The organism is Brevibacterium sp. H602 (genome assembly GCF_051172395.1).
Lineage (GTDB): Bacteria > Actinomycetota > Actinomycetes > Actinomycetales > Brevibacteriaceae > Brevibacterium.
Genome location: NZ_JBPIZD010000017.1, coordinates 1 through 22,074, shown reverse-complemented (window position 1 = coordinate 22,074; position 22,074 = coordinate 1). Strand labels below are relative to the sequence as shown.

Genomic DNA, 22,074 nt, shown 5'->3' with positions numbered 1-22,074 from the left:
TCGCGACTTCGACACGCGGGCGGAAGCGGCTTCCGAAACGAGATTTAGGCACCAGATCGCGGTTTTTGCTACGTCGTGTAGAAATTTCTTTCTCGAAACCTGGGTAAAAGATGAAAACTCACCCCGAGACGGGTAATAATGGGGTTGTGTCAACTGCCACTGCATCTCAAACAGCGCCAGCACATCCGGTTGTCAATCGTCCGAATGTGACCACGGTGGGCTTCATCGTGTTCCTCGCGAGCGACCTGATGTTCTTTGCCGCGCTCTTCGCCATGTACTTCACCGTCCGGTCCGTTGTTCCGGAGCTGTGGGAGGCGAGGACCCAGATCCTCGACATCCCCTACGCTCTCGGCAACACGTTGATCCTGGTGTCGTCTTCGTTCACCTGCCAGATCGGTGTGTTCGCCGCCGAGCGGTTCCGCCCTCGGCGGACCGGCTCGCTGTTCAACATCGCCAAATGGGGAATGGTCGAGTGGTTCTACCTCACCTTCGCCCTGGGCGCGATCTTCGTCTCCGGTCAGGTCATGGAGTACGCGACCCTCGTCAGCGAGGGAATCTCGATCAGCTCCGACGGCTACGGCTCCGTCTTCTACCTGACCACGGGCTTCCACGGCATTCACGTGACCATCGGACTCATCTGCTTCCTGCTCGTCATCGGACGCGCCTACGGAGCGAAGAAGTTCGGTCACCATGAAGCCACATTCGCAATCTGCGTGTCCTACTACTGGCACTTCGTCGATGTCGTCTGGATCGGTCTGTTCGGCATCATCTACCTGCTCCAGTAGCCGGCCTGAGATGCTCGGCCCCCAGGACTCACAACACTTCAAGCAAAGGACGATCAAGTGAAGCTTCTAGCAGATCGCCGCAGACATCCCATGGCGCTGGTCGCGCTTCTTCTCGTGGGACTGCTGCTGACCGGCGGAGCCTATGCACTCTTCACGCAGACTTCGAGCGCCAAGGCGGACACAGCCAGCGCCTCTGATATCGAAGAAGGCAAGAAACTCTTCGCGGCCAACTGTGCCACCTGTCACGGCATGAACGCCGAAGGCTCGAAGGCCGGTCCCGGTCTCATCGGCGTCGGCGCTGCTGCTGTGGACTTCCAGGTAGGCACCGGACGCATGCCGCTGCAGGCCAACGGCCCGCAGGCTCGCGTCAAGGAACCGCAGTTCGACGAAGAGCAGACTGCTCAGATCGCTGCCTACGTTGCTTCGCTCGGCCCCGGGCCGGCAGTTCCCGAAGACGAGTACCTCGATGCTTCGAAGGGTGACCCCGCTGCCGGCGGCGGTCTGTTCCGCACCAACTGCGCCATGTGCCACAACGTGGTCGGCTCGGGTGGTGCTCTGACCCGCGGCAAGTACGCACCGAACCTGTCCGAAGTCTCCGAGAAGCACCTCTACGAAGCGATGCAGACCGGCCCGCAGAACATGCCGATCTTCAACGACGCGAACCTGACTCCTGAAGACAAGCGCGATGTCATCGCCTACGTCAAGGAAGTCTCGGACAACCCCTCCCCCGGCGGATTCAAGCTCGGATCGCTGGGTCCAGTGGCAGAGGGCCTGTTCATCTGGTTCTTCGGACTTGCTGCCGTCATCGGTCTGACAGTGTGGCTGTCATCCAGGGCCAAGTGAGTCTGACAGTGTCGTTCACCATCAATTACGAGAATAGACGGGGAATTCAATGACCTCGAAAGAGCACTCCGGCGGCGGCAGCCAGCTCGAGGAGTTGAACGGGTTCACGAACCCAGGTCTGCCCGAGCACAAACCGCGCTTGGCCGATTCGGACCCACGTGCCGAGAAGGTCGCCGAACGACAGGTAGCCGCCTGGTTCATCCTCTCGATGATCGGAACCATCTGGTTCATCGTGGCGTACTTCCTGTTCACTCCGGGCGAATCCATGCAGAGCATCCGCCTCCACAACATGTTCGTCGGCCTCGGCGCCGCTGTCGCGATGTTCTCCATCGGCTTCGGTGCAGTGCTCTGGGCCAAGAACCTCATGAGCGATCATGAGGGCATCGACGAACGCCATGACATCGGCGGCAGCGAAGAGGATCAGGCGATTGCGCTCGAGATCCTCCACCAGGCCAAGGAAGAGTCGGGCATCGCCCGCCGTCCGCTGCTGCGCAACACCCTCATCGCAGCGCTGGCGATCGCTCCGCTGCCCGCAGTCCTCGTCTTCCGCGACCTCGGTCCGCTGCCGGGCGACAAGATGTTCAACACGCTCTGGCAGAAGGGCACTCGTCTCATCCGCGATGTCGGCGGAATCCCCTCGGTCGATTCCGAACGTCCGATCAAGGCTGACGAAGTCACAATCGGCTCGGCCTACCACGTCCTGCCTTCGGGCATCGGCGACGAGGAGGTCAGCGAGCACCCGCTGGACGAGAAGGCCAAAGCGGCCGTGCTTCTCATGCGCATCGATCCCAAGGAACTCAAAGAGGATCCGGATCGCAAGGATTGGTCGCACGACGGTATCGTCGCCTACTCGAAGATCTGCACCCACGTCGGCTGCCCCGTCGCACTGTACGAGCACCAGACGCACCACCTGCTGTGCCCCTGCCACCAGTCGACCTTCGACGTGACGGAACACTGCAAGGTCATCTTCGGCCCGGCTAAACGACCGCTTCCTCAGCTGCCCATCACCGTGGACAGCGAAGGCTACCTGGTTGCCCAGTCGGACTTCCCTGAGCCTGTCGGACCTACGTTCTGGGAGATCAACCACCCATGAGTACTACACAGCCAACCACCACCATCGGGAAGGCGGCGAACTTCGCCGAAACCCGCGTCGGGGCATCTGTCCTCGTGCGCGAGTTCGGTCGCAAGATCTTCCCCTCCCACTGGTCGTTCATGCTCGGCGAGGTTGCTCTCTACAGCTTCATCATCGTCGTCCTGTCCGGAACGTTCCTCACGTTCTTCTTCCAGCCGGCCATGGGTGAACTTCACTATGACGGACCCTGGCTGCCGCTGCGCGGAGTCGAGATCTCCGAAGCCTATGACTCGACACTGGCAATCTCCCTGGAGATCCGCGGCGGTCTGTTCATCCGACAGATGCACCACTGGGGTGCGCTGCTCTTCGTCGCCGCATTGAGCGTCCACATGCTTCGTGTGTTCTTCACCGGCGCTTTCCGTCGTCCGCGTGAGCTCAACTGGGTCGTCGGTGTTCTGCTCGTCATCATGGGCATGGCTGCCGGCTTCACCGGCTACTCGCTCCCCGATGACCTGCTCTCGGGCAACGGCCTGCGAATCATCGACGGCATCCTGAAGTCGCTGCCGCTCGTGGGAACCTATATCTCATTCTTCCTCTTCGGCGGAGAGTTCCCGGGCATCGACATCGTGGCCCGTCTGTACACCCTGCACATCATGATCGTGCCGGCTCTGCTCATCGCGCTCATCGGCATCCACCTGATGTTCGTCGTCGTGCACAAGCACACCCAGTACCCGGGTGCAGGAAATACGGAGAAGAACGTCGTCGGAGAACCGGTCCTGCCGACCTTCGCGGCCAAGGGCGGAGGATTCTTCTTCCTCATCTTCGGTCTGCTCTCGCTCATCTCGGCCCTGTTCACGATCAACCCGATCTGGAACTACGGTCCGTACGACCCCTCCCCGGTCTCGGCTGGTACCCAGCCTGACTGGTACATCGGCTGGGCCGACGGCTTCCTCCGCATCGTTCCGGGCTGGTTCGAGTTCTACATCTTCGGATGGCCGATCTCGTTCAACATCAACAGTGCCGTGCTCGTCATGGGCGGCGTGTTCGCTGTCATGTTCATCTATCCGTTCTTCGAGGCGTGGCTGCAGAAGGACCATCGAGAGCACCACATCCTCGATCGTCCGCGCAACAACCCGACTCGTACCGCCATCGGCGTTGCCGGAATCATCTTCTACTGCAACATGTGGGCGGCTGCATCGGGTGACATCATCGCTGTGTTCTTCCAGATGTCGCTCAACGATATGATCTACATCTTCCGATTCCTGTTCTTCTTCGGACCGATCATCGGTTACATCATCACCAAGCGCATGTGCCTCGCACTTCAGCGCAAGGACCGCGAGATCGCTCTGCACGGAAGGGAGACGGCTCATATCATCCGTCTGCCCCACGGTGAGTTCCTCGAACGCCACGAGGCTCTTCCCCCGCACAAGCTGTGGAAGATCACCGCATTCGAGTCGCCGACCTACATTCCGGCCGAGCCGAACGCCGAGGGCAAGATCACGGGAATGGAGAAGCTGCGTGCACGTCTGTCTCGCTTCTTCTTCGAAGATCGTGTGGCTCCGGTGACGAAGCAGGAGCTCGAAGCTTCGCACCACGACCACGGCGCTGTCGAGGGTTCGAACAACAAGGAACTCGGACACTGACAGGTTCGACAAGCCAGATTCGAGGGGCTCAGCAGTTCAACTGCTGAGCCCCTCGCTCTATTCACAGAAGAAGTCTGCTCTTCACCGGAGCGCCGACTCAGCCTGATTCCCCAGGCTTACCCTCTCCTCTCCAGACACGGGTCATCACAACCCTGTCCTGCTCATTTCGCAGGACTCGACACTCAGCAGCTGCCTCCGACATTTCTGGTCCAGTCCCCCATCTGGAGGATCCCCGGTCCATGCGGCCTCAGAGAGCATGCGCAGGAGTGTTCCCGCACGAGCGTCGGACCACCGCCGACGGGTGTGACAAGCATCGGACGACCCTCGATGCAGGCGACCTGGACGGGTCACTGCCAGCAGCAATGGGAGATTCGTCCAAGCACGTCAATCTGCTCAGATGGAACCTGCCGCGGTTGCGCCGGTCCCCAGTGTTGAGGGGCGTTGCTCTGTGTTCTCTGTGACGCTGGCAGCGTTCAGAAGCCCTCCTTCTCGGCCGGAGACTACTCTCGACGACTCCGAGTGCGTCTGGGCTCCTACGACAGCCAGGGAGAGCCATTTTCGCTGGTTCTGAAAGAGTCCGTTCTCTCCGGCCCGAATGAGGCGTCAGCACGGAAGAGCAATCGGGCGAGGAGACGGTCGATGGCCCGGCCCCACTCCCCTGATTCGAAATCGGATGCCGCGCACCCTATCAATACATCTGACGCCCTCGCTCGGCCAGATTGAGTCACGGCGCTGTTTCGGGAGAGCCCGACTCCGCTGCTTCCACATTGTTGGACCGCCGCTCAATCGGTTCAGGAACCGACGCGCTGTATCCTCGCTGAGCGCATCGGTATCCGACCATCGTCACCAGGTTCGGAGCCTTCGATACTTGCGTCCGGAACAGTTCATCAGTTTCGAACCTGATGAACTGTCCAAAGGGTGATCCTCGTGAGCAAGAGGCTCCGATGGCGGCGCAATCATGCGTCTGCACCGGCGCAGCCTGCCACCGAACTCCATTGTCGACCTCACACCGGTCACCAACCTCGGCGAAGATCCCGGCGATACGTGCCGTCAGAAGTGCTGTGAATAGCACTGTGGCCCGGACTCGATTTGAGTCCGGGCCACAGTGGCTGGGCGATCAGATCACTGAATCAGTGGGCGAAATCCCCGCGATCATGTTCGTAGGTGAGACCGACGAGCGCGATGATGCCGAGCACGACACCGAACGGGAAGATCCACCAGCCCATCGCAATTCCATAGAAGGCGACGGCGGCAGCGCCCGCGCTGAAGATCGGCCACCAGCTCCACGGGCTGAACATACCGTAGTCGGCATCGGCGTCAGAGATCTCGGCGTCATCGTTGTCCTGAGGCTGACGACCGACACGTCGATCCGTCAGCCAGAGGTAGACGCCGATCATCAGGGCCATCAGTCCGACGAGGAGCAGCGCCGGGAATCCGACGAGCTCGGTGAAGTCGGTGAAGAAGCCGTAGAAGATCCCGACTGCGATGAAGAACAGGCCGCAGAGGTTGAAGACGTAGATCGATGACTTCATTTGGCGTTGTCTCCTGTGAGCTGGGGTTCTGCCTGACCGTGTCCGCTGTACTCAAGCAGCTCTGGGTGGTTGAGGTCGAAGGCAGGACGTTCGGAGCGGATCCGCGGCAGCGAGGTGAAGTTGTGACGCGGGGGCGGGCACGAGGTGGCCCATTCGAGCGATCCTCCGTAGCCCCACGGATCGTCGACAGTCACCTTGGGTGCGTTGCGGTGGGTGATCCACACGTTCCAGAAGAACGGAACCATGGACAGACCCAGCAGTAGCGAGCCGACCGTCGACACCTGGTTCATCCAGGTGAAGCCGTCCTGCGGCAGGTAGTCGGCGTAACGACGCGGCATTCCGTCGACACCCAGCCAGTGCTGGACGAGGAAGGTTCCGTGGAAGCCGATGAACAGCATCCAGAAGTGGATGTGACCGAGCTTCTCGTTGAGCATCTTGCCCGTCCACTTCGGCCACCAGAAGTAGAATCCGGCGAACATCGCGAACACGACGGTGCCGAAGACGACGTAGTGGAAGTGGGCCACGACGAAGTAGGTGTCGGACACATGCTGGTCGAGAGCCGGGCTGGCCAGGATGACTCCGGTCAGACCACCGAAGAGGAACGTTGCGAGGAAGCCGATCGACCATACGATAGGCGTCTCGAATGTGATCGAGCCTCTCCACATCGTGCCGATCCAGTTGAAGAACTTCACACCCGTCGGGATCGCGATGAGCATCGTCATGAACGCGAAGAACGGCAGTGCGACGACGCCTGTGACGTACATGTGGTGAGCCCACACGGTCACCGACAGAGCAGCAATGGCGACTGTCGCGAAGACGAGTTCCTTGTAGCCGAAGACCGGTTTGCGGCTGAACACCGGGAAGATCTCTGTGACGATGCCGAAGAACGGCAACGCGATGACATAGACCTCCGGGTGGCCGAAGAACCAGAACAGGTGCTGCCAGAGTATCGGCCCGCCGTTGCCCGGACTGAACACATGGGAACCGAGGACACGGTCGGAACCGAGCACCAGCAGCGCAGCAGCCAGCGGCTGGAAGGCCATGAGCACGAGGATGCCGGTGACCAGAACGTTCCAGGTGAAGATCGGCATCCGGAACATGGTCATGCCCGGGGCGCGCATGGTGATCACAGTGGTGATGAAGTTGACGGAGCCGAGGATGGTTCCGAATCCCTGCAGGGCGAGTCCGAGGACCCACAAGTTACCACCGGCGCCCGGCGTGAACGTCGTATTGCTCAATGGCGCGTACGCGGTCCAGCCGAAGGATGCTGCACCCTGCGGGGTGAGGAATCCGGAGATGGCCACGAGGCTGCCGAAGAGGTACATCCAGAAGGCGAAGGCGTTCAGTCGCGGGAATGCCACGTCCGGAGCGCCGATCTGCAACGGCATGATGACGTTGGCGAAGCCGGCGAACAGCGGGGTGGCGAACATCAGCAGCATCAATGTGCCGTGCATGGTGAACAGCTGGTTGTACTGTTCCTTGGTCTCAACGATCTGCATCCCGGGCTCGAAGAGCTCGAGGCGGATGATGAGCGCCATCACACCGCCGACGCAGAAGAAGAAGAACGAACCGATGAGGTACATGTACCCGATCGTCTTATGGTCCGTCGACGTGATCCAGTCGACGATGATCTTGCCCTTGCTCCGTGGAACTACCGGAGCATCAAGAGCCGCCTGATCCATCGTGGCGGTCATTTCTCAGCACCTTCTTTCGGGTACCAGTTGCGATCGTACTCCGGTCCCAGCTGGCCTGTGTTGCCCTGATCGGCAAGCGACTGCGTGTACTCCTGGAATTCTTCCTTGGACACGACCTTGACGTTGAAAAGCATCTCCGAGTGGTACTCACCGCACAGCTCGGCACACTTGCCGACGTACTCGCCTTCCTTCTCGGCACGCAGATGCAGGCTCTGATCGTGGCCGGGGATCATATCGCGCTTCTCGAGGAAGGCGGGCACCCAGAAGGAGTGGAGGACGTCGCGGGAGTGCAGGCGGATCTCCAGGTCGGTGTCGACGGGGAGGTAGAGGACGGGAGCGGTCTTCTCGGGGGCTTCGGTGCCGTCGAGGGCTACCTGAGTGCCGGCGTAGTAGACGTCTTCGGTCTCATAGTTGAAGTCCCAGGCCCACTGCTTGGCAGCGACCTCGATGACCTGCTCGCCGGGGGTCGAGTCATCAGTCGTCTTCTCCATGACCTGGACGTTCTGGAAGAAGAAGCCGAGGACGAGGACGACCGGAGTCACCGTGAAGAGGATTTCGATCGGCATGCTGTAGCGCATCTGCACCGGCAGTCCGCGATCGTTCTTGCGGCGGCGGTAGGCGACCATGGCCCACAGGATGAGACCCCACACGATGAGGCCCACGATGAGAAGGGCGATCCAGCCGCCGTTCCACAGCGCTGTATAGGCATCCGTGTGGTTCGTCGCGCCTTGCGATTCGACGGGAAAAAATCCTGTGGCGATCTGCTCTTTAGTGCAACCCGATAGCAACGCCGGTATCAACACGGCGCTCAGAATGCCGAGCCGCTTCGCCCAGGACCGCTGCGGTCCTGACTGATTCGGAGAATCCACGTGCAGCCTTTCACAACGTTCTGCGTCTCCAGGTCAGGCCGAGAGACGTGTACTTACTCTGTCACTCATAAGACTACCGCTACACGCGGTAGAAATTCACCTGCAGATGTTCATTTGTTGAGAATATGCTGACAGACACTGCCCCTGAGCGCGGAATCTAGGTGCGCGGAGTACTCCAGGCCGCTGATCTCCGACACGCCGAGGGTGGCAAGGTGTGATGTCTGCCACTGGGTGTCGATGAGCCAGTCCCCCGGTGCCGCATCCGCATCCTCCGAGGTGGACCGCCGTTCTCCGTTGACAACGTCGGTTCTGTCGAAGAGTCCGACGAGGTGGGCCAGTGCGGCCTTCGAGGCGTCCCGCTGAGTGTGGAACATCGATTCGCCGGCGAAGAACGAACCGATGGCGACTCCGTAGAGTCCGCCGACGAGCTCATCGTCGTTCCAGACCTCGACCGAATGCGCCCACCCGTCGTCGTGGAGGCCCTGGTAGAGCTCGATCATCTCCTCGGTGATCCAGCTGCCCGTCCGCCGTGGGTCGGCACACGAGCGGATGACGTGCATGAAGGCGCGGTTGGTGGTGAAGGTGAAGTGCTTCATCGATTTGCGCAGGCTCTTCGTCACGCGCAGGTCACCGGGAAACAGAACTCCACGTCGTCGTGGAGCCCACCATCCCATCCGACCGGTGCCCCCGTGGCCGACTCCCATCGGGAAGAGACCGGCCCGATACGACAAAAGGACCTGGGGCTGCGTTGCCGTATATGACACGGCACGCAGATCCTCCAGGTCCATGAGAAGCGCTCCTCCTCAGCCGAGGCTGATCAGTGGAACGAGTCTCCGCAGGCGCAGGAGCCGCCGGCGTTGGGGTTGTCGATGGTGAAGCCCTGCTTCTCGATGGTGTCGGAGAAGTCGATGGTCGAACCGCTGAGGTAGGGAACGCTCATCCGGTCGACGATGACCTCGACGCCGTCGAAGTCGCGGACTGCGTCTCCGTCGAGGAAACGCTCATCGAAATACAGCTGATAGATCAATCCGGAACATCCGCCGGGCTGGACAGCCACGCGCAGGCGCAGGTCGTCACGACCTTCCTGTTCCAGCAGGCTGCGGACCTTGTCGGCAGCGGTCGACGACAGCTCCACCTCGTGGGTGGCTTCTGCTTTTTCGGTCACAGTCATGGTTACTCCTTTTCGCGTTCCTGTCCCCAGGCTACACCGGTGACAACGTCGGTGCCCGGCAAGCTATTCCCCGTTTGCGTCATCCTTGGTCGCCGAGGCGCTGCAGCAGCAGTGCTTCGGCGACGATCGCGGCCTTGAAATCGGGCAGGTAGAGCGATTCGTTGGCGCTGTGGGCCCTGGCGTCGGGATCTTCGACACCCGTGACGAGGATCGATGCGCTGGGAAACACATCGAGCAGATCGGCGATGAAGGGAATCGATCCGCCGATGCCCATCGTCACCGATTCGGTGCCCCATGCGTCGGTGAGCGCCTGGCGGGCGGTCCGGACCACTGGGTCGTTCTCATCGGCCTGCCAGGGGCTTCCGCCCTCGGTCTCACCGATGCTCAGCTGCGCGCCGAAGGGCAGATTCGCGCGCAGATGCTCTTCGACGGCCTTGACCGCCGAGGCGGGAGTGTCCCCGGGCGCGAGTCGGATCGAGAGCTTGGCCTTCAGTGAGGACTGCAGGGTGTTCGAAGAGACCGCCACATCGGGAATGTCGAGGCCGATGACGGTGATCGACGGCTGAGTCCACAGACGGGAGGCCAAGGTGCCTGCGCCGATGAGCTCGGTCTCCTCGAGCACTCCGGAGTCGGTGCGCAGAGTCGCCTCGTCGTAGTCGATGGACGTCTCTGTGCTCGAGTGCAGCCCGGCGACAGCGACGGAGCCGTTGTCATCGTGGAGGGTCGCCAGCAGCTTCGTCATCGCGAGCATCGCATCCGGTGCCACTCCCCCGTACATTCCCGAGTGCACGGCGTGGTCGAGCGTGGAGACCTCGAATTCGACGGCGCACATTCCGCGCAGGCTCGTCGTCAGGGCCGGAGTGCCCGCAGCCCAGTTGCCCGAATCGGCGACGACGATGACATCGGCACGCAGTCGGTCCCGGTAGGTCTCGAGGAAATTGCGGAAGCTCGGGCTGCCGGCTTCCTCCTCGCCTTCGAAGAAGAGCGTCACACCGACACCGAGGCGGTCGGCCAGCAGCCGGAGAGCCGTGAGATGGACCATGATCCCCGCCTTGTCGTCGGCGGCTCCACGGCCGAAGAGACGGTCGCCCTTCCGGGTGGCGACGAAGGGTTCGGTGTCCCAATCCTCGGCGCGTCCGGGCGGCTGCACGTCGTGATGGGCGTAGAGGAGGACGGTCGGGGCGCCCTCCGGAGCCGGCACGGAGGCGACCACGGCCGGGTATCCGTCGGCGCCGTCAGACTGCTTCGCGGTGAGGATCTCCGTCTCGAGGCCGAGCTGACGTGCCAAGCCCGCGACCGCCTCGGCGCTGGCCGTGACATTCGCGGCGTCAAAGCTCGGCCAGGCGACGGAGGGGATGGCGACGAGATCCGTGAGATTGCCGATTACCTCGTCGAAGATGGTGTCCAGTTCGGCATGCAATTGTGCACTGTCAAGTGCTGAAGTCGATTCGCTCATTCTCCAAAGGTAGTATTCATCTCGTGTTCGGAAGCAAAAAATCTCGCGCGGAGGAAGAAACCTCCGCCTCTCAGCCAGTCCATGACGACCTCTCCGCAGAAGCCGACGCCCGTCGCGAAGCGGAGGCGAAGAAGGGACGGCCCACGCCCAAGCGCAGCCAACAGGAGTCTGCGCGCCGTCAGCCCTTGGTGAACAAGGATCGCAAGGTTGCGAACAGAAAAGCCAAGGAGCAGCAGCGGCAGGAGCGCGACCGCGCACGCATCGGCATGATGAATGGTGAGGAGAAATACCTCACCCGTCGTGACAAGGGCCCGCAGCGCCGGTACATCCGCGACTACATCGATGCCCGCTTCTCGATCGGCGAGATCTTCATACCAGCCGCGATCCTCATCCTCGTCATCGCGTTCACGCAGCCGGTGCAGATCCAGCAGTACTTCACCTACGCCGTCTGGGGTCTCATCGCACTGATCGTCCTCGACGGGTTCGTGCTCAACTACATCCTCAAGAACCGGCTGCGCAACAAGTTCGGCGAAGTCGAACGGGGCATCACCTTCTACGCGGTCATGCGCAGCATCCAGCTGCGTCCGCTGCGCATGCCCAAGCCCCAGGTCAAGCGCCGCCAGTACCCCGAGTGAGCAGTCGACTCGACTCGAGGCCGCGCGCGATGCGGCCGGGGAAGAACGGACCGGAGTAGATCATCCCCGAATAGGCCTGGACAAGGTCGGCGCCCGCGGCTACTCGAGCCCGGGCGTCTTTCGCATCCGCGACACCGCCGACGGAGATGACGGTGAGCTCGTCTCCCACATGCTTCTTGACCAGACGCAGCACCTCGAGTGAGCGTTCGGCCACCGGGCGTCCGGAGATGCCGCCGGCCTGACCTTCGGCGAATTCCGCCTCGGCGCCGGACAGCACACCACGATCGATCGTCGTGTTCGTCGTGATGAGTCCGTCGACGCCGGTGCGCAGAGCGAGGTCGCAGATCTCGACGACATCCTCGTCGGCGAGATCCGGGGCGATCTTGACCAGCAGGGGCACATGGCCCAGCGTCGATCGCGGACTCTCGACCACCTCGGCGGCGGTGTCGCGGACGGCGGTGATGATCGGCTCCAGGCTGTCCACGGACTGCAGGTCGCGCAGACCGGGTGTGTTCGGTGAGCTGACATTGATGACGAGGTAGTCGGCCAAAGGAGCCAGCGCACGGGTCGATGCCGCGTAGTCGGCCACCGCATCGGCTGCCTCGACGACCTTCGTCTTGCCGATGTTGATGCCCACGATCGGACGCAGGCGCTGCGGGAGGGACTCGATCTTCTTCCGCTCGGCGGCGATGTTGAACGACGCCTGCCGGGCACCGTCGTTGTTGAACCCCATCCGATTGAGCAGGGCGAGATTCTTCCGCAGACGGTACAGCCGCGGACGGTCATTGCCCGGCTGCGCATGGGCGGTGATCGTTCCGACTTCGATATGTCCGAAGCCCAGCGACGACAGAGCACGGACCCCCACACCGTTCTTATCGAACCCGGCGGCCAGGCCCACTCGGTTGGGGAAGGGCAGACCCATCACCTGAACGGGCCGGACGGAGCCGCGGGCACAGACCAAGCGGAGCAGGCGACCGAGCAGAGGAACGGAGTCAAGAAGGCGCAGCGCGGAGAACGAGAGGTGATGGGCCCGTTCGGCATCCATCGGAACGAAGAGGAGTCTGAAGATCAATGAGTACACGCACCTAAGAATATGTCAGAGTCCCTCATCGCTTCAGCAGGCGCTCGACTCACTGCTTCAGCAAGTCGACGTGTTTGGCATTAGGATCGAATCAACGTTCAAAGTCGACTGAAAGGGAACTCATGGCTGGTGCATCCACCCTCAGCAGCTACTCCACGACCTCACCGGTGAAGGCCACCGCCTCCGTTCTGGTGCTGGCGGCAGCGGACTCGATGGTCCTCGGGCTCGAAGGGGCGAAAGCGGCGAAGACCGCCCTCGACGAAGCCGCTCGCGCCATCGGGTTCAGCGGAAAGGCCGGATCCACCGCTCGTGTTCCCGCTCCGAAGGGTGTCTCCGCCGACTCCGTCCTGCTCGTCGGACTCGGCGACTTCGATCCCGATGACTCCGATGTCGCCGCAACCGCTGAATCGCTGCGTCGCGGCGCGGGGGCGGCGCTGCGCGTACTCGACGGTGTCGAGTCGATCGCTCTGGCCCTGCCCGCCACTACTCCGACCGAGGTCGAAGCTGTCACGGTGGGCGCGGGACTCGGAACCTACCGTTTCCTCGACTACCGCAGCGAGGGCACGACGCCGGGCGGGATCACCGTCATCGGCCCCGAGGGCAAGACATTCGCCGCAGCCCATGACGCCGGCGAGGTGATCGCGGCAGCGACGAACAGAGCTCGCGATCTCGTCAACACTCCCCCGCTCGATCTCTACCCCGAGTCCTACGCCGAGATCGTCAAGGACCAGGCCAAGGACCGCAAGCTCAAGGTCACTGTGCTCGGCGAGAAGGAGCTCAAGGCCGGAGGCTACGGCGGAATCATCGGCGTCGGCCAGGGTTCGACCCGCGGACCCCGCCTCGTCAAGGTCGAATACGCCCCTCGCGGCGCCAAGCGCCATCTCAGCTTCGTCGGCAAGGGAATCACCTTCGACTCCGGCGGCATCTCACTCAAGCCGGCGAAGAGCATGGAGGACATGAAGTCCGATATGGCCGGTTCCGCGGCCGTCGTGCAGGCGCTCTTCGGCATCGCCGACCTCAAGCTCCCGGTGCGGGTCACCGCGTGGCTGCCGATGGCGGAGAACATGCCCGGGTCTTCGGCACAGCGCCCCAGCGATGTGCTGAAGATGCGCATCGGCAAGACCGTCGAGGTCACGAACACCGATGCCGAGGGCCGACTCGTCCTCGCCGATGCGCTCACCGACGCCGGTGCGGAGAACCCGGATCTGCTCATCGATGTGGCCACACTCACCGGTGCTCAGATCGTCGCACTCGGCGAACGCACCTCTGGCGTCATGGGCTCCGAAGCCGCGCGGGCAGAGGTCATCGCCTCGGCGTCCGTGGCCGGTGAGCAGATGTGGGCGATGCCGATCCCCGAGGAGATGCTCTCCGGATTCGACTCCACCGCCGCCGATCTCACGAACTCGGGACCGCGCCCCGGCGGCATGCTCGCCGCTGCGGCGTTCCTGCGTGAATTCGTCGGAGAGGATGCGAACTGGGCGCATATCGACATCGCCGGACCGAGCTTCAACGGTTCAGCACCCTTCGGCTACACACCGAAGGCCGCGACCGGAGCCGCGGTGCGCACACTCATCGAAATCGCGAAGGCGAAGGCCTGAGCACGGTGGTTCTACACGCTGTCGCGGTGAACGTGATGATGCCCACCTGTGTCCAATCAGACAGCGTTTTTCTTCGCCCCGCGCAAGAAAAGTGGAAAGATAAGACTGAAAGCTGCGTACTGCAGGCTTATTCACAGCTACGAGGAGAAATCCGTGAGTGACGAATTGACCTACGACCTTGTCGTTCTGGGTGGCGGAACCGGTGGCTATGCCGCTGCTCTGCGAGCCGCAGAGCTCGACATGAAGGTCGCTTTGATCGAACGCGACAAGGTGGGAGGCACCTGCCTGCACCGTGGCTGCGTTCCGACGAAGGCTCTTCTGCACGCCGCAGAAGTCGCCGAGACCGCCAAGAACTCCGAGACCTTCGGCATCGAAGCCGAGTTCAAGGGGATCGACATCGCCAAGGTGCTCGAGTACAAGGACGGGGTCATCACCCGCAACTACAAGGGTCTGCAGGGTCTGGTCAAGGCTCGCGGAATCGACACCTACTTCGGCACCGGCAAGCTCGTCGGCAAAGACACTGTCGAGGTCACCGGCGAAGACGGCAACCACACCGTCAAGGGCACGAACGTTCTGCTCTCGACCGGTTCGACATCGAAGACCATCGGACTCGAGGTCACCGACCGCGTGATCACGAGCACCGAGGCTCTCCAGCTCGACAAGGTCCCGAGCTCGGCCATCGTGCTCGGCGGCGGCGTCATCGGCGTCGAGTTCGCCAGCGTCTGGAACTCCTTCGGAGCTGAGGTCACGATCGTCGAGGGCCTCAAGCACCTCGTTGCCAACGAGGACGAGACCATCTCGAAGAACCTCGAGCGCGCCTTCAAGAAGCGCAAGATCAAGTTCAAGCTCGGCGTCATGTTCAAGGGCGTCGAAGAGACGGCCGACGGGGTCAAGGTCACTCTCGAAGACGGTTCGACGCTCGAGGCGGAGTACCTCCTCGTGGCGGTCGGCCGCGGCCCGGTCACCGAGGGCTTCGGCTTCGAAGAGCAGGGTATCCCGATGGATCGCGGATTCGTCCTCGCCAGCGAACGTCTCCACACCGGCGTCGGCAACATCTACGCCTGCGGCGATATCGTCCCCGGACTCCAACTGGCCCACCGCGCCTTCGGCCAGGGCATCTTCATCGCCGAGGAGATCGCTGGACTCAACCCGGCACCGGTCGTCGAATCCGGCATCCCCCGCGTAACCTACTGCGAACCGGAGATCTTCTCCGTCGGACTCTCCTCTGCACAGGCGGAAGAGAAGTACGGCAAGGATCAGGTCGAATCGCTCGAGTACAACCTCGGCGGCAACGGCAAGTCCGTGATCCTGAACACGACAGGTCTGATCAAGGTCATCCGCGAAAAGGACGGTCCGGTCGTGGGCGTGCACGGAATCGGTGCTCGTCTGTCCGAGCAGGCCGGTGAAGCTCAGCTCATCGTCAATTGGGAAGCATTCCCCGAGGAAGTCGCGCAGCTCATCCACGCGCACCCCACGCAGAACGAAGCACTCGGCGAGGCCCACCTGGCCCTGGCCGGCAAACCCCTGCACTTCCACTCATAAGATCCGAGGAGACGAATACTCATGTCGAATTCCGTTCAGATGCCGGCTCTCGGAGAGTCGGTCACCGAGGGCACTGTCACTCGCTGGCTCAAGGAAGTGGGCGAAGAAGTCGAGGTAGACGAACCGCTGCTCGAAGTGTCGACCGACAAGGTCGACACTGAGATCCCGAGCCCCTACGCAGGCACCCTCGAGAAGATCCTGGCCGAAGAAGATGACGTGGTCGAGGTCGGCGGCGACCTCGCCTACATCGGCGACGGCAGCGGCGCTTCATCCGACGATGCGGCACCGGCCGAGGAACCCGCCGAGGAGCCTGCAGAGGCCCCGACCGAAGAAGCACCAGCCGAAGAGGCACCGGCGGCTGAAGAAGCACCGGCCGAGGATTCCAAACCTGCCGCTTCGGATTCCGGATCCTCCGAAGGCACCGAGATCACGATGCCCGCGCTCGGCGAGTCCGTCACCGAAGGCACCGTGACCCGTTGGCTCAAGGAGGTCGGTGAAGAGGTCGAGGTCGACGAACCGCTCCTCGAGGTCTCGACCGACAAGGTCGACACCGAGGTCCCCTCCCCCGTCGCCGGAGTCGTTCAGGCTCACTTGGCGGAAGAGGACGACACCGTCGAGGTCGGCGCGCCTCTGGCCCGCATCGGTTCCGGTGCCCCGGCCGAATCCGCACCGGCTGAGGAAGCGCCCAAGGAAGAGGCCCCCGCCGAGGAAGCTCCGAAGCAGGAAGCCCCCGCCGAAGAGGCTCCGAAGCAGGAGGCACCGAAGCAGGAGGCACCGAAGCCGGAGGCACCGAAGCAGGAATCGGCTCCCAAACCGGCCGCGACAGCATCGGCGCAGTCCGCCTCGGCCGCTCAGGCCGAAGAGCCGGTGGAGGCAGCTGCACAGGCACCTGCCGCCGCCGACACCGTCGGTGAGAACGCTGCCTACGTCACTCCCCTCGTGCGCCGTCTGGCCCGCGAGAAGGGTGTCGATCTCTCGCAGGTCTCCGGCACCGGAGTGGGCGGACGCATCCGCAAGCAGGATGTCGAGGCGGCCGCGAAGAACGGCCCTGCTGCCGCTCCCGCGGCACAGTCCGGCGCATCGGCCGGAGCACCGAAGGCTCCGTTCAAGGTCGAGATCCCTGAGGAGGCTGCGAAGCTGCGAGGCACCACGGAGAAGGCTTCGCGTATCCGCCAGACCATCGCCAAGCGCATGAGCGAGTCCCTCGATGTCTCCGCTCAGCTCACGCAGGTCATCGAAGTGGATATGTCTCGCGTCGTCAAGCTGCGCAAGGCCAACAAGGAAGCGTTCCAGGCCAAACACGGTTCGAAGCTGACCTACCTGCCGTTCTTCGCCAAGGCCATCGTCGAAGCGCTTCAGGTGCACCCGAAGGTCAACGCACAGTACGATCTCGAGTCGCAGCAGATCACCTACTTCGATCACGAGCACCTGGCCGTCGCGGTCGATACCCCGCGCGGACTGCTCGTGCCCGTGATCAAGGATGCCGGTGATCTCAGTGTCGCAGGTCTGTCGAAGGCCATCGACGATGTCGCTGACCGGACTCGCAACAACAAGATCATGCCGGACGAGCTCTCGGGCGGAACCTTCACGGTGACCAACATCGGTTCCGTCGGGGCGCTGTTCGACACGCCGATCATCAACCAGCCGCAGATGGGCATCATCGGTACGGGCGCGATCGTCCGCCGTCCCATCGCCGTGAAGACGGCCGACGGTGACGAGGCGATCGCCATCCGCGACATGGTGTACCTGCCGTTGACCTACAACCACCAGCTGGTCGACGGTGCGGATGCAGGACGATTCCTGCAGACCATCAAGGCACGTCTGGAAGAAGGCAACTTCGAGGCCGATCTCGACCTCTGAGCCTGACTGACCGACACACCTTTTCGAGGGGCCGACCATTCGTGGTCGGCCCCTCGGGCCATTCACCGCGTCGTTGCCTCCCGGACCTCCGCCACGAGCCATGTCCCCTCGACTCTGCGCAGTTCGAACTCGACGGTCTGCTCGGCGAACTCCACCAGGTCGGCCCCGGTACCTCCGCTCGAGCGCATGAGCGCCGAGGCGACCACCCGGACATCGTCGGCTGCGACGATCTCCACGTCCTCGACATCGATCGAATAGTCGGAGTCGGCATACGTCGAAAGATCGATGAGCTCATCGGCCGCTGCGGCGGCCGACTCGGGCACCGTCAGCGCCTTCAGAGCCGCCTCGTCGCCCTTGCTGAGAGCTGTTGCCCGTGACTCACACAGCTCCTCGAGGACTGCGGTCACGTCGTCTGCGTTCATCGTTGGCTGCGGTTCGGGCGGCCGGTCCGCCCCCTTTGCCGACGACGCCTCCTCTTCGCTCACGGCCGCGGTGGACGACCATGAGGTCCAGGCGACGATTCCGCCGAGAACCGTCAGGCACACGGTGAGGCCGATGAGCAGGGTGCTGCGTCCGAACCAACGCTGCAGGTCCACCGCCCGCACGCGTGTCCACAGGGAGTCCACGGAGTGCAAAAGCGGTGTCATCCATCCCCATCGGCCATCGGCGCGCCTGCGTTCGCTTCTCGAGCGTCGCGAGTTCTTCGCCTCGGCGCGCAGCGGAGACACTCCGCCCCCGCGCAGAGGCGGAGCCGGTGCGCCGAGCGTCGAACCGCTGCCCTCCTCCGATCGCGGGTTCGGTCTGAGCCCGGTTGCCACGCGCAGGCGAGCCGTGAGGGCCGATTCCGGCGACGTTTCGCTCTCGGCCGGCACCATTGGCAGCGCAGCGGGACGGTCAAGCGTACGCAGGGAATCAGCCGCCTCGGCGAGGGCGGTGCCCAACCCGATATCGGACGCCGCATCGTCCAGGAGACCTGAGACGAGCGACCGCAGAGCCGACGATGATTCGGACAGCGCGAGTTCGACGGGAAGCAGCACCTCGGCCCACGGACGCCCGTGGACGGCGTGATAGATCATCTCCCCCACGGCGCGGCGCGGTGTCGTCACTATGGGCGCCGAGACTCCGGGAATGATGACCGGTCGACCGTCGGCGTCGAGGGAGAACGCGGTCAGAGTGAGCCGATCCTCTGGCCGCGTGCACGTCGTGAGCTCCTCGATGATGCCCAGGAACAGGGTGCACAGCTCGGCCTCGGTCAGTCCCTGATAGGCGCGGATCACGTCGAGGACGAGCCCTCCGGGTGAAGCGGGGACGATGAGAAGGGAACGGGCGCCGTTCGGCAGAGCCACCTCGGTGAGGGCGAGAACACGGGGATCGTCGGCATCGAAATCATTGTGCACGACGCCCCACGCACTGCGACCGTCGGAATCGACGACGCGATGGATATCATCCGCAATCGTTGCTTGGAACTCCCATGTCATGGTTCGTCATCTCCGTTGATGATGATCTGATGCGTTTGATGTCGTTTAATGATGCTCGCCGATGTCGTTATGTGTCAAGGGCCACAGCCTCGGTGGAGGTCGGCAGATGTGATTGGAAACAAATTGAACACTGAGGTCAAGAGTCATAGTGTGGAGCCATGCCCCTGGCCACAGAAACGCTCGGGTTCGCCCCTGTCCTCTCGGACTATCGGCAGACTTGGGAATTGCAGAAGAGATACCACGACGAAGTGCTCGCAGGCGACCGCCGGTCGACGATCCTGCTCCTCGAGCATTCCCCGGTCTATACGGCCGGCAAGCGCACCGAGGACTTCGAACGGCCCACCGACGGCACCGATGTCATCGACGTCGACCGCGGCGGGAAGATCACCTGGCACGGTCCCGGACAGCTGGTCGCCTACTGCATCTACAAGCTCAATGACCCCAAAGAGGTCCGACTCTTCGTGTCCCAACTCGAGGATGCGATGATCCGACTGCTCTCCGAATACGAGATCGAGGCGACCACGGTCGAGGGCCGTGCCGGTGTCTGGCTGCGCGGCGACGAACTCCGTCGTGACCGCAAGATCGGCGCCATCGGCATCCGCATCCACGAAGGCGTGACGATGCACGGCCTGGCCCTGAACTGCAGCAACGACCTCGGCGCCTATGAGTCCATCATCCCGTGTGGGATCACAGACGCCGACACCACGTCCATCAGTGCTGAGCTCGGTCGCCCGGTCACTCCCGAAGATGTGGCGCAGCGACTCGACGAAATCCTGCACGAGACCATCACCGCTTAGGAGAACTCAGATGACGATCGCACCAGAGGGCCGCCGCATGCTCCGCGTCGAAGCCCGCAACTCCGAGACTCCGATCGAGGACAAGCCGGCCTGGATCAAGGCGAAGGCCCATATCGGCCCCGAGTACACGGCGCTGAAGTCGCTCGTGCGCAAGCAGGAGCTGCACACGGTCTGCGAAGAGGCAGGCTGCCCGAACATCTTCGAATGCTGGGAAGATCGCGAAGCGACCTTCCTCATCGGCGGCGAACAGTGCACCCGGCGCTGTGACTTCTGCCAGATCGACACCGGCCGACCGGCCGAATTCGACGCTGACGAACCTCGCCGCGTGGCCGCCTCGGTGGCGGAGATGGGTCTGCGCTACTCGACGATCACCGGTGTGGCACGAGACGACCTCGAAGACGGCGGCGCCTGGCTCTATGCCGAGACCGTGCGTCAGATCCACGACCTTTCGTATGTCGACGGTCGCGGCACCGGCGTCGAGCTGCTCATCCCTGATTTCAATGCCAAGCCGGATCAGCTCGCCGAGGTGTTCTCCTCCCGCCCCGAGGTGCTCGCGCACAATGTCGAAACGGTTCCGCGCATCTTCAAGCGCATCCGTCCCGCATTCCGCTATGAACGGTCGCTGTCGGTGATCACTCAGGCCCGTGAGGCCGGTCTGGTCACGAAATCGAACCTCATCCTCGGGATGGGTGAGACGAACGACGAGATCATCTCCGCACTCCAGGACCTTCACGATGCCGGCTGCGACCTCATCACCATCACGCAGTACCTGCGTCCCTCTCCCCGGCACCATCCCGTCACCCGGTGGGTCAAGCCCGCCGATTTCGTGATGCTGCGCGATGCCGCAGAGGAGATCGGCTTCCTCGGTGTCATGTCGGGTCCGCTCGTGCGTTCGTCGTACCGTGCCGGTCGCCTGTGGGCCACCGCCATGCGCCGTCGTGGAGAGGCCATCCCCTCGCATCTGGCGCACCTCGACAAGCACACGCCCGCCAAGCAGGAGGCGCAGGCCGTTGTGGATACCTTCGGCCCCGGCGAAGAGGTAGACTTGACTGCTGAGCAATGAGCGTCGGCCTCCCCCTGATTTCCGGAGGCGACGCCGCAACGCCCCTCAAGAGCAAGTGAGAGAATGAGCGAAGAACCGCGTAAGGGACTGTTCCGGCGCAAGCCGAAGGATCCGAACAAGAAGCCCGGCCGACTGGCGCAGATGCGTCAGGTCTACGAGCTGTCCGCCAAACACAACAAAGCGACCCCGTGGCTGCTGGCCGCGGCGATCCTCGGATGCACGCTCATCGGTCTGCTGATCGGTCTGCTCATCGGCGGCACCACTGCGATCTTCACGACGATCCTCGGTTTCATGGTCGGTCTGCTGTTGGGCATGTTCATGCTCGGCCGCTTCGCCGAGACCGCCGCATTCGCTCAGATGGACGGACAGCCCGGAGCCTTCGGCGCTGTTCTCAACACGGCCCGTCGCGGGTACCTCATGGATGAGAAGCCGATCGCCGTCGATCCGAAGAGCCGCGACCTCGTGTTCCGGTCGACCGGTCGTGCCGGCGTCGTGCTGCTGAGCGAAGGTCCGAAGGGACGCAGCGCGAAGCTGCTGGCCAAGGAGAAGAAGCGCCACGAACGCATCCTCCCCAATGTTCCGGTGCATACCTTCCAGGGCGGCAAGGAAGAGGGCCAGCTGGCGATGAAGCAGGTCGTTCCGGCCGTGCAGAAGCTGCCGCGCAAGCTCAACCGCGCCGAGGTCCTGGCCGTGCGCAATCGTCTGGCTGCTCTCGGGACGCAGGGCACCCGCCCACCGATCCCGAAGGGCACCGACCCGAACAAGGCCCGCCCGAACCACAAGGCGATGCGCGGACGCTGACCCGCAGCCCCTCAGCGAACGCACGAGCCCTTCAGCCGAGGCAAGGAGAAGCGGCGCCGACTCCACGAGAGTCGGCGCCGCTTCCCATTCCCCTCTTCCTACCTGACGGCGGGCCAACAAACCGGGGGGAGGGTGTTGGGGAGACGTCAGGGAG

At 63.0% G+C, this 22,074-nt stretch carries 19 protein-coding genes; 11 read left to right on the top strand and 8 right to left on the bottom strand.

Translation table 11 applies throughout. The features are described from left to right. The first annotated feature begins 110 nt into the window (after window positions 1-110). Genes ctaE through qcrB form a run of 4 tightly spaced genes read left to right on the top strand, consistent with a single transcriptional unit; the run spans window position 111 to window position 4,343 of the window. A complete protein-coding gene (ctaE, locus tag ACSBQT_RS13130) occupies window positions 111-785 on the top strand; it encodes an aa3-type cytochrome oxidase subunit III (RefSeq protein WP_435001896.1) in 675 nt (224 codons plus the stop codon). A gap of 57 nt (window positions 786-842) precedes the next feature. After that, window positions 843-1,628, top strand: coding sequence for a cytochrome bc1 complex diheme cytochrome c subunit (qcrC, locus tag ACSBQT_RS13125; protein ID WP_101544143.1), 786 nt, complete (start codon window positions 843-845; stop codon window positions 1,626-1,628). Between the two features lie 49 nt (window positions 1,629-1,677). Beyond that, window positions 1,678-2,721, top strand: coding sequence for a cytochrome bc1 complex Rieske iron-sulfur subunit (gene qcrA / locus ACSBQT_RS13120; protein WP_410710021.1), 1,044 nt, complete (start codon window positions 1,678-1,680; stop codon window positions 2,719-2,721). After that, entirely contained in the window at window positions 2,718-4,343 is a 1,626-nt protein-coding gene (gene qcrB / locus ACSBQT_RS13115) for a cytochrome bc1 complex cytochrome b subunit (RefSeq protein WP_410710022.1), read from the top strand. The genes qcrA and qcrB overlap by 4 nt, the downstream gene beginning before the upstream one ends. A gap of 1,130 nt (window positions 4,344-5,473) precedes the next feature. Here the strand turns inward: qcrB and ACSBQT_RS13110 are convergent. The 6 genes from ACSBQT_RS13110 to ACSBQT_RS13085 all read right to left on the bottom strand — a co-directional run bounded on the left by ACSBQT_RS13110 (window position 5,474) and on the right by ACSBQT_RS13085 (window position 11,065). Next, the gene (locus ACSBQT_RS13110; protein ID WP_264801688.1) at window positions 5,474-5,875 is read right to left on the bottom strand and encodes a cytochrome c oxidase subunit 4; all 402 of its coding nucleotides are present in this window, start codon (window positions 5,873-5,875) and stop codon (window positions 5,474-5,476) included. Beyond that, a complete protein-coding gene (gene ctaD / locus ACSBQT_RS13105) occupies window positions 5,872-7,569 on the bottom strand; it encodes an aa3-type cytochrome oxidase subunit I (RefSeq protein WP_139467188.1) in 1,698 nt (565 codons plus the stop codon). Before ctaD ends, ACSBQT_RS13110 begins: the two co-directional genes overlap by 4 nt. Further along, window positions 7,566-8,438 carry an aa3-type cytochrome oxidase subunit II gene (gene ctaC / locus ACSBQT_RS13100; RefSeq protein WP_139467187.1) on the bottom strand — a complete coding sequence of 291 codons (873 nt, stop codon included), beginning with the start codon at window positions 8,436-8,438 and terminating at the stop codon, window positions 7,566-7,568. The genes ctaD and ctaC overlap by 4 nt, the downstream gene beginning before the upstream one ends. 110 nt (window positions 8,439-8,548) lie before the next feature. Further along, entirely contained in the window at window positions 8,549-9,226 is a 678-nt protein-coding gene (gene aat, locus ACSBQT_RS13095) for a leucyl/phenylalanyl-tRNA--protein transferase (protein WP_410710023.1), read from the bottom strand. A 29-nt stretch (window positions 9,227-9,255) separates the two neighbouring features. After that, entirely contained in the window at window positions 9,256-9,609 is a 354-nt protein-coding gene (locus ACSBQT_RS13090; RefSeq protein WP_025778316.1) for a HesB/IscA family protein, read from the bottom strand. 79 nt (window positions 9,610-9,688) lie between these two features. After that, window positions 9,689-11,065 (bottom strand): dipeptidase, encoded by a 1,377-nt coding sequence (locus ACSBQT_RS13085; protein WP_410710024.1) that lies wholly within the window; start codon window positions 11,063-11,065, stop codon window positions 9,689-9,691. Between the two features lie 23 nt (window positions 11,066-11,088). On the opposite strand from ACSBQT_RS13085, the gene ACSBQT_RS13080 reads away from it, so the two are divergent. Further along, a complete protein-coding gene (locus ACSBQT_RS13080) occupies window positions 11,089-11,700 on the top strand; it encodes a DUF3043 domain-containing protein (protein ID WP_410710025.1) in 612 nt (203 codons plus the stop codon). Here the strand turns inward: ACSBQT_RS13080 and ACSBQT_RS13075 are convergent. Continuing rightward, entirely contained in the window at window positions 11,675-12,781 is a 1,107-nt protein-coding gene (locus tag ACSBQT_RS13075) for a quinone-dependent dihydroorotate dehydrogenase (RefSeq protein ID WP_410710026.1), read from the bottom strand. The two genes, ACSBQT_RS13080 and ACSBQT_RS13075, sit on opposite strands and share 26 nt — an antisense overlap. 122 nt (window positions 12,782-12,903) lie before the next feature. On the opposite strand from ACSBQT_RS13075, the gene ACSBQT_RS13070 reads away from it, so the two are divergent. The 3 genes from ACSBQT_RS13070 to sucB all read left to right on the top strand — a co-directional run bounded on the left by ACSBQT_RS13070 (window position 12,904) and on the right by sucB (window position 17,781). After that, the gene (locus tag ACSBQT_RS13070) at window positions 12,904-14,379 is read left to right on the top strand and encodes a leucyl aminopeptidase (RefSeq protein ID WP_435001895.1); all 1,476 of its coding nucleotides are present in this window, start codon (window positions 12,904-12,906) and stop codon (window positions 14,377-14,379) included. Window positions 14,380-14,532: 153 nt separating this feature from the next. After that, on the top strand, window positions 14,533-15,921 hold the full coding sequence (lpdA, locus tag ACSBQT_RS13065) for a dihydrolipoyl dehydrogenase (protein WP_410710028.1): 1,389 nt from the start codon (window positions 14,533-14,535) through the stop codon (window positions 15,919-15,921). A 21-nt stretch (window positions 15,922-15,942) separates the two neighbouring features. Beyond that, window positions 15,943-17,781, top strand: a complete 1,839-nt coding sequence (sucB, locus tag ACSBQT_RS13060) for a 2-oxoglutarate dehydrogenase, E2 component, dihydrolipoamide succinyltransferase (protein WP_410710029.1) — start codon at window positions 15,943-15,945, stop codon at window positions 17,779-17,781. Window positions 17,782-17,843: 62 nt separating this feature from the next. Here the strand turns inward: sucB and ACSBQT_RS13055 are convergent, their stop codons facing one another. Next, window positions 17,844-19,259, bottom strand: coding sequence for a hypothetical protein (locus ACSBQT_RS13055; protein WP_410710030.1), 1,416 nt, complete (start codon window positions 19,257-19,259; stop codon window positions 17,844-17,846). 158 nt (window positions 19,260-19,417) lie between these two features. Between ACSBQT_RS13055 and lipB the strand changes: the two genes are divergently transcribed. From lipB to ACSBQT_RS13040, 3 genes are all read left to right on the top strand, one after another. Continuing rightward, window positions 19,418-20,056, top strand: a complete 639-nt coding sequence (gene lipB, locus ACSBQT_RS13050; protein WP_410710031.1) for a lipoyl(octanoyl) transferase LipB — start codon at window positions 19,418-19,420, stop codon at window positions 20,054-20,056. Between the two features lie 10 nt (window positions 20,057-20,066). Beyond that, window positions 20,067-21,119: a lipoyl synthase gene (lipA, locus tag ACSBQT_RS13045; protein ID WP_410710032.1), complete on the top strand. Its 1,053-nt coding sequence runs from the start codon at window positions 20,067-20,069 to the stop codon at window positions 21,117-21,119. Between the two features lie 63 nt (window positions 21,120-21,182). Next, window positions 21,183-21,920 carry a DUF4191 domain-containing protein gene (locus tag ACSBQT_RS13040; RefSeq protein WP_435001894.1) on the top strand — a complete coding sequence of 246 codons (738 nt, stop codon included), beginning with the start codon at window positions 21,183-21,185 and terminating at the stop codon, window positions 21,918-21,920. Window positions 21,921-22,074 lie beyond the last annotated feature (154 nt).

Coding starts and splice junctions, on each gene's coding strand:
- lipB (WP_410710031.1), top strand. CDS start 19,418: ATGCCCCTGGCCACAGAAACGCTCGGGTTCGCCCCTGTCCTCTCGGAC.
- ACSBQT_RS13040 (WP_435001894.1), top strand. CDS start 21,183: ATGAGCGAAGAACCGCGTAAGGGACTGTTCCGGCGCAAGCCGAAGGAT.
- qcrA (WP_410710021.1), top strand. CDS start 1,678: ATGACCTCGAAAGAGCACTCCGGCGGCGGCAGCCAGCTCGAGGAGTTG.
- ACSBQT_RS13085 (WP_410710024.1), bottom strand. CDS start 11,065: ATGAGCGAATCGACTTCAGCACTTGACAGTGCACAATTGCATGCCGAA.
- qcrB (WP_410710022.1), top strand. CDS start 2,718: ATGAGTACTACACAGCCAACCACCACCATCGGGAAGGCGGCGAACTTC.
- ctaE (WP_435001896.1), top strand. CDS start 111: ATGAAAACTCACCCCGAGACGGGTAATAATGGGGTTGTGTCAACTGCC.
- ctaD (WP_139467188.1), bottom strand. CDS start 7,569: ATGACCGCCACGATGGATCAGGCGGCTCTTGATGCTCCGGTAGTTCCA.
- ACSBQT_RS13055 (WP_410710030.1), bottom strand. CDS start 19,259: ATGACATGGGAGTTCCAAGCAACGATTGCGGATGATATCCATCGCGTC.
- lipA (WP_410710032.1), top strand. CDS start 20,067: ATGACGATCGCACCAGAGGGCCGCCGCATGCTCCGCGTCGAAGCCCGC.
- ACSBQT_RS13070 (WP_435001895.1), top strand. CDS start 12,904: ATGGCTGGTGCATCCACCCTCAGCAGCTACTCCACGACCTCACCGGTG.
- ACSBQT_RS13110 (WP_264801688.1), bottom strand. CDS start 5,875: ATGAAGTCATCGATCTACGTCTTCAACCTCTGCGGCCTGTTCTTCATC.
- ACSBQT_RS13090 (WP_025778316.1), bottom strand. CDS start 9,609: ATGACTGTGACCGAAAAAGCAGAAGCCACCCACGAGGTGGAGCTGTCG.
- sucB (WP_410710029.1), top strand. CDS start 15,943: ATGTCGAATTCCGTTCAGATGCCGGCTCTCGGAGAGTCGGTCACCGAG.
- aat (WP_410710023.1), bottom strand. CDS start 9,226: ATGGACCTGGAGGATCTGCGTGCCGTGTCATATACGGCAACGCAGCCC.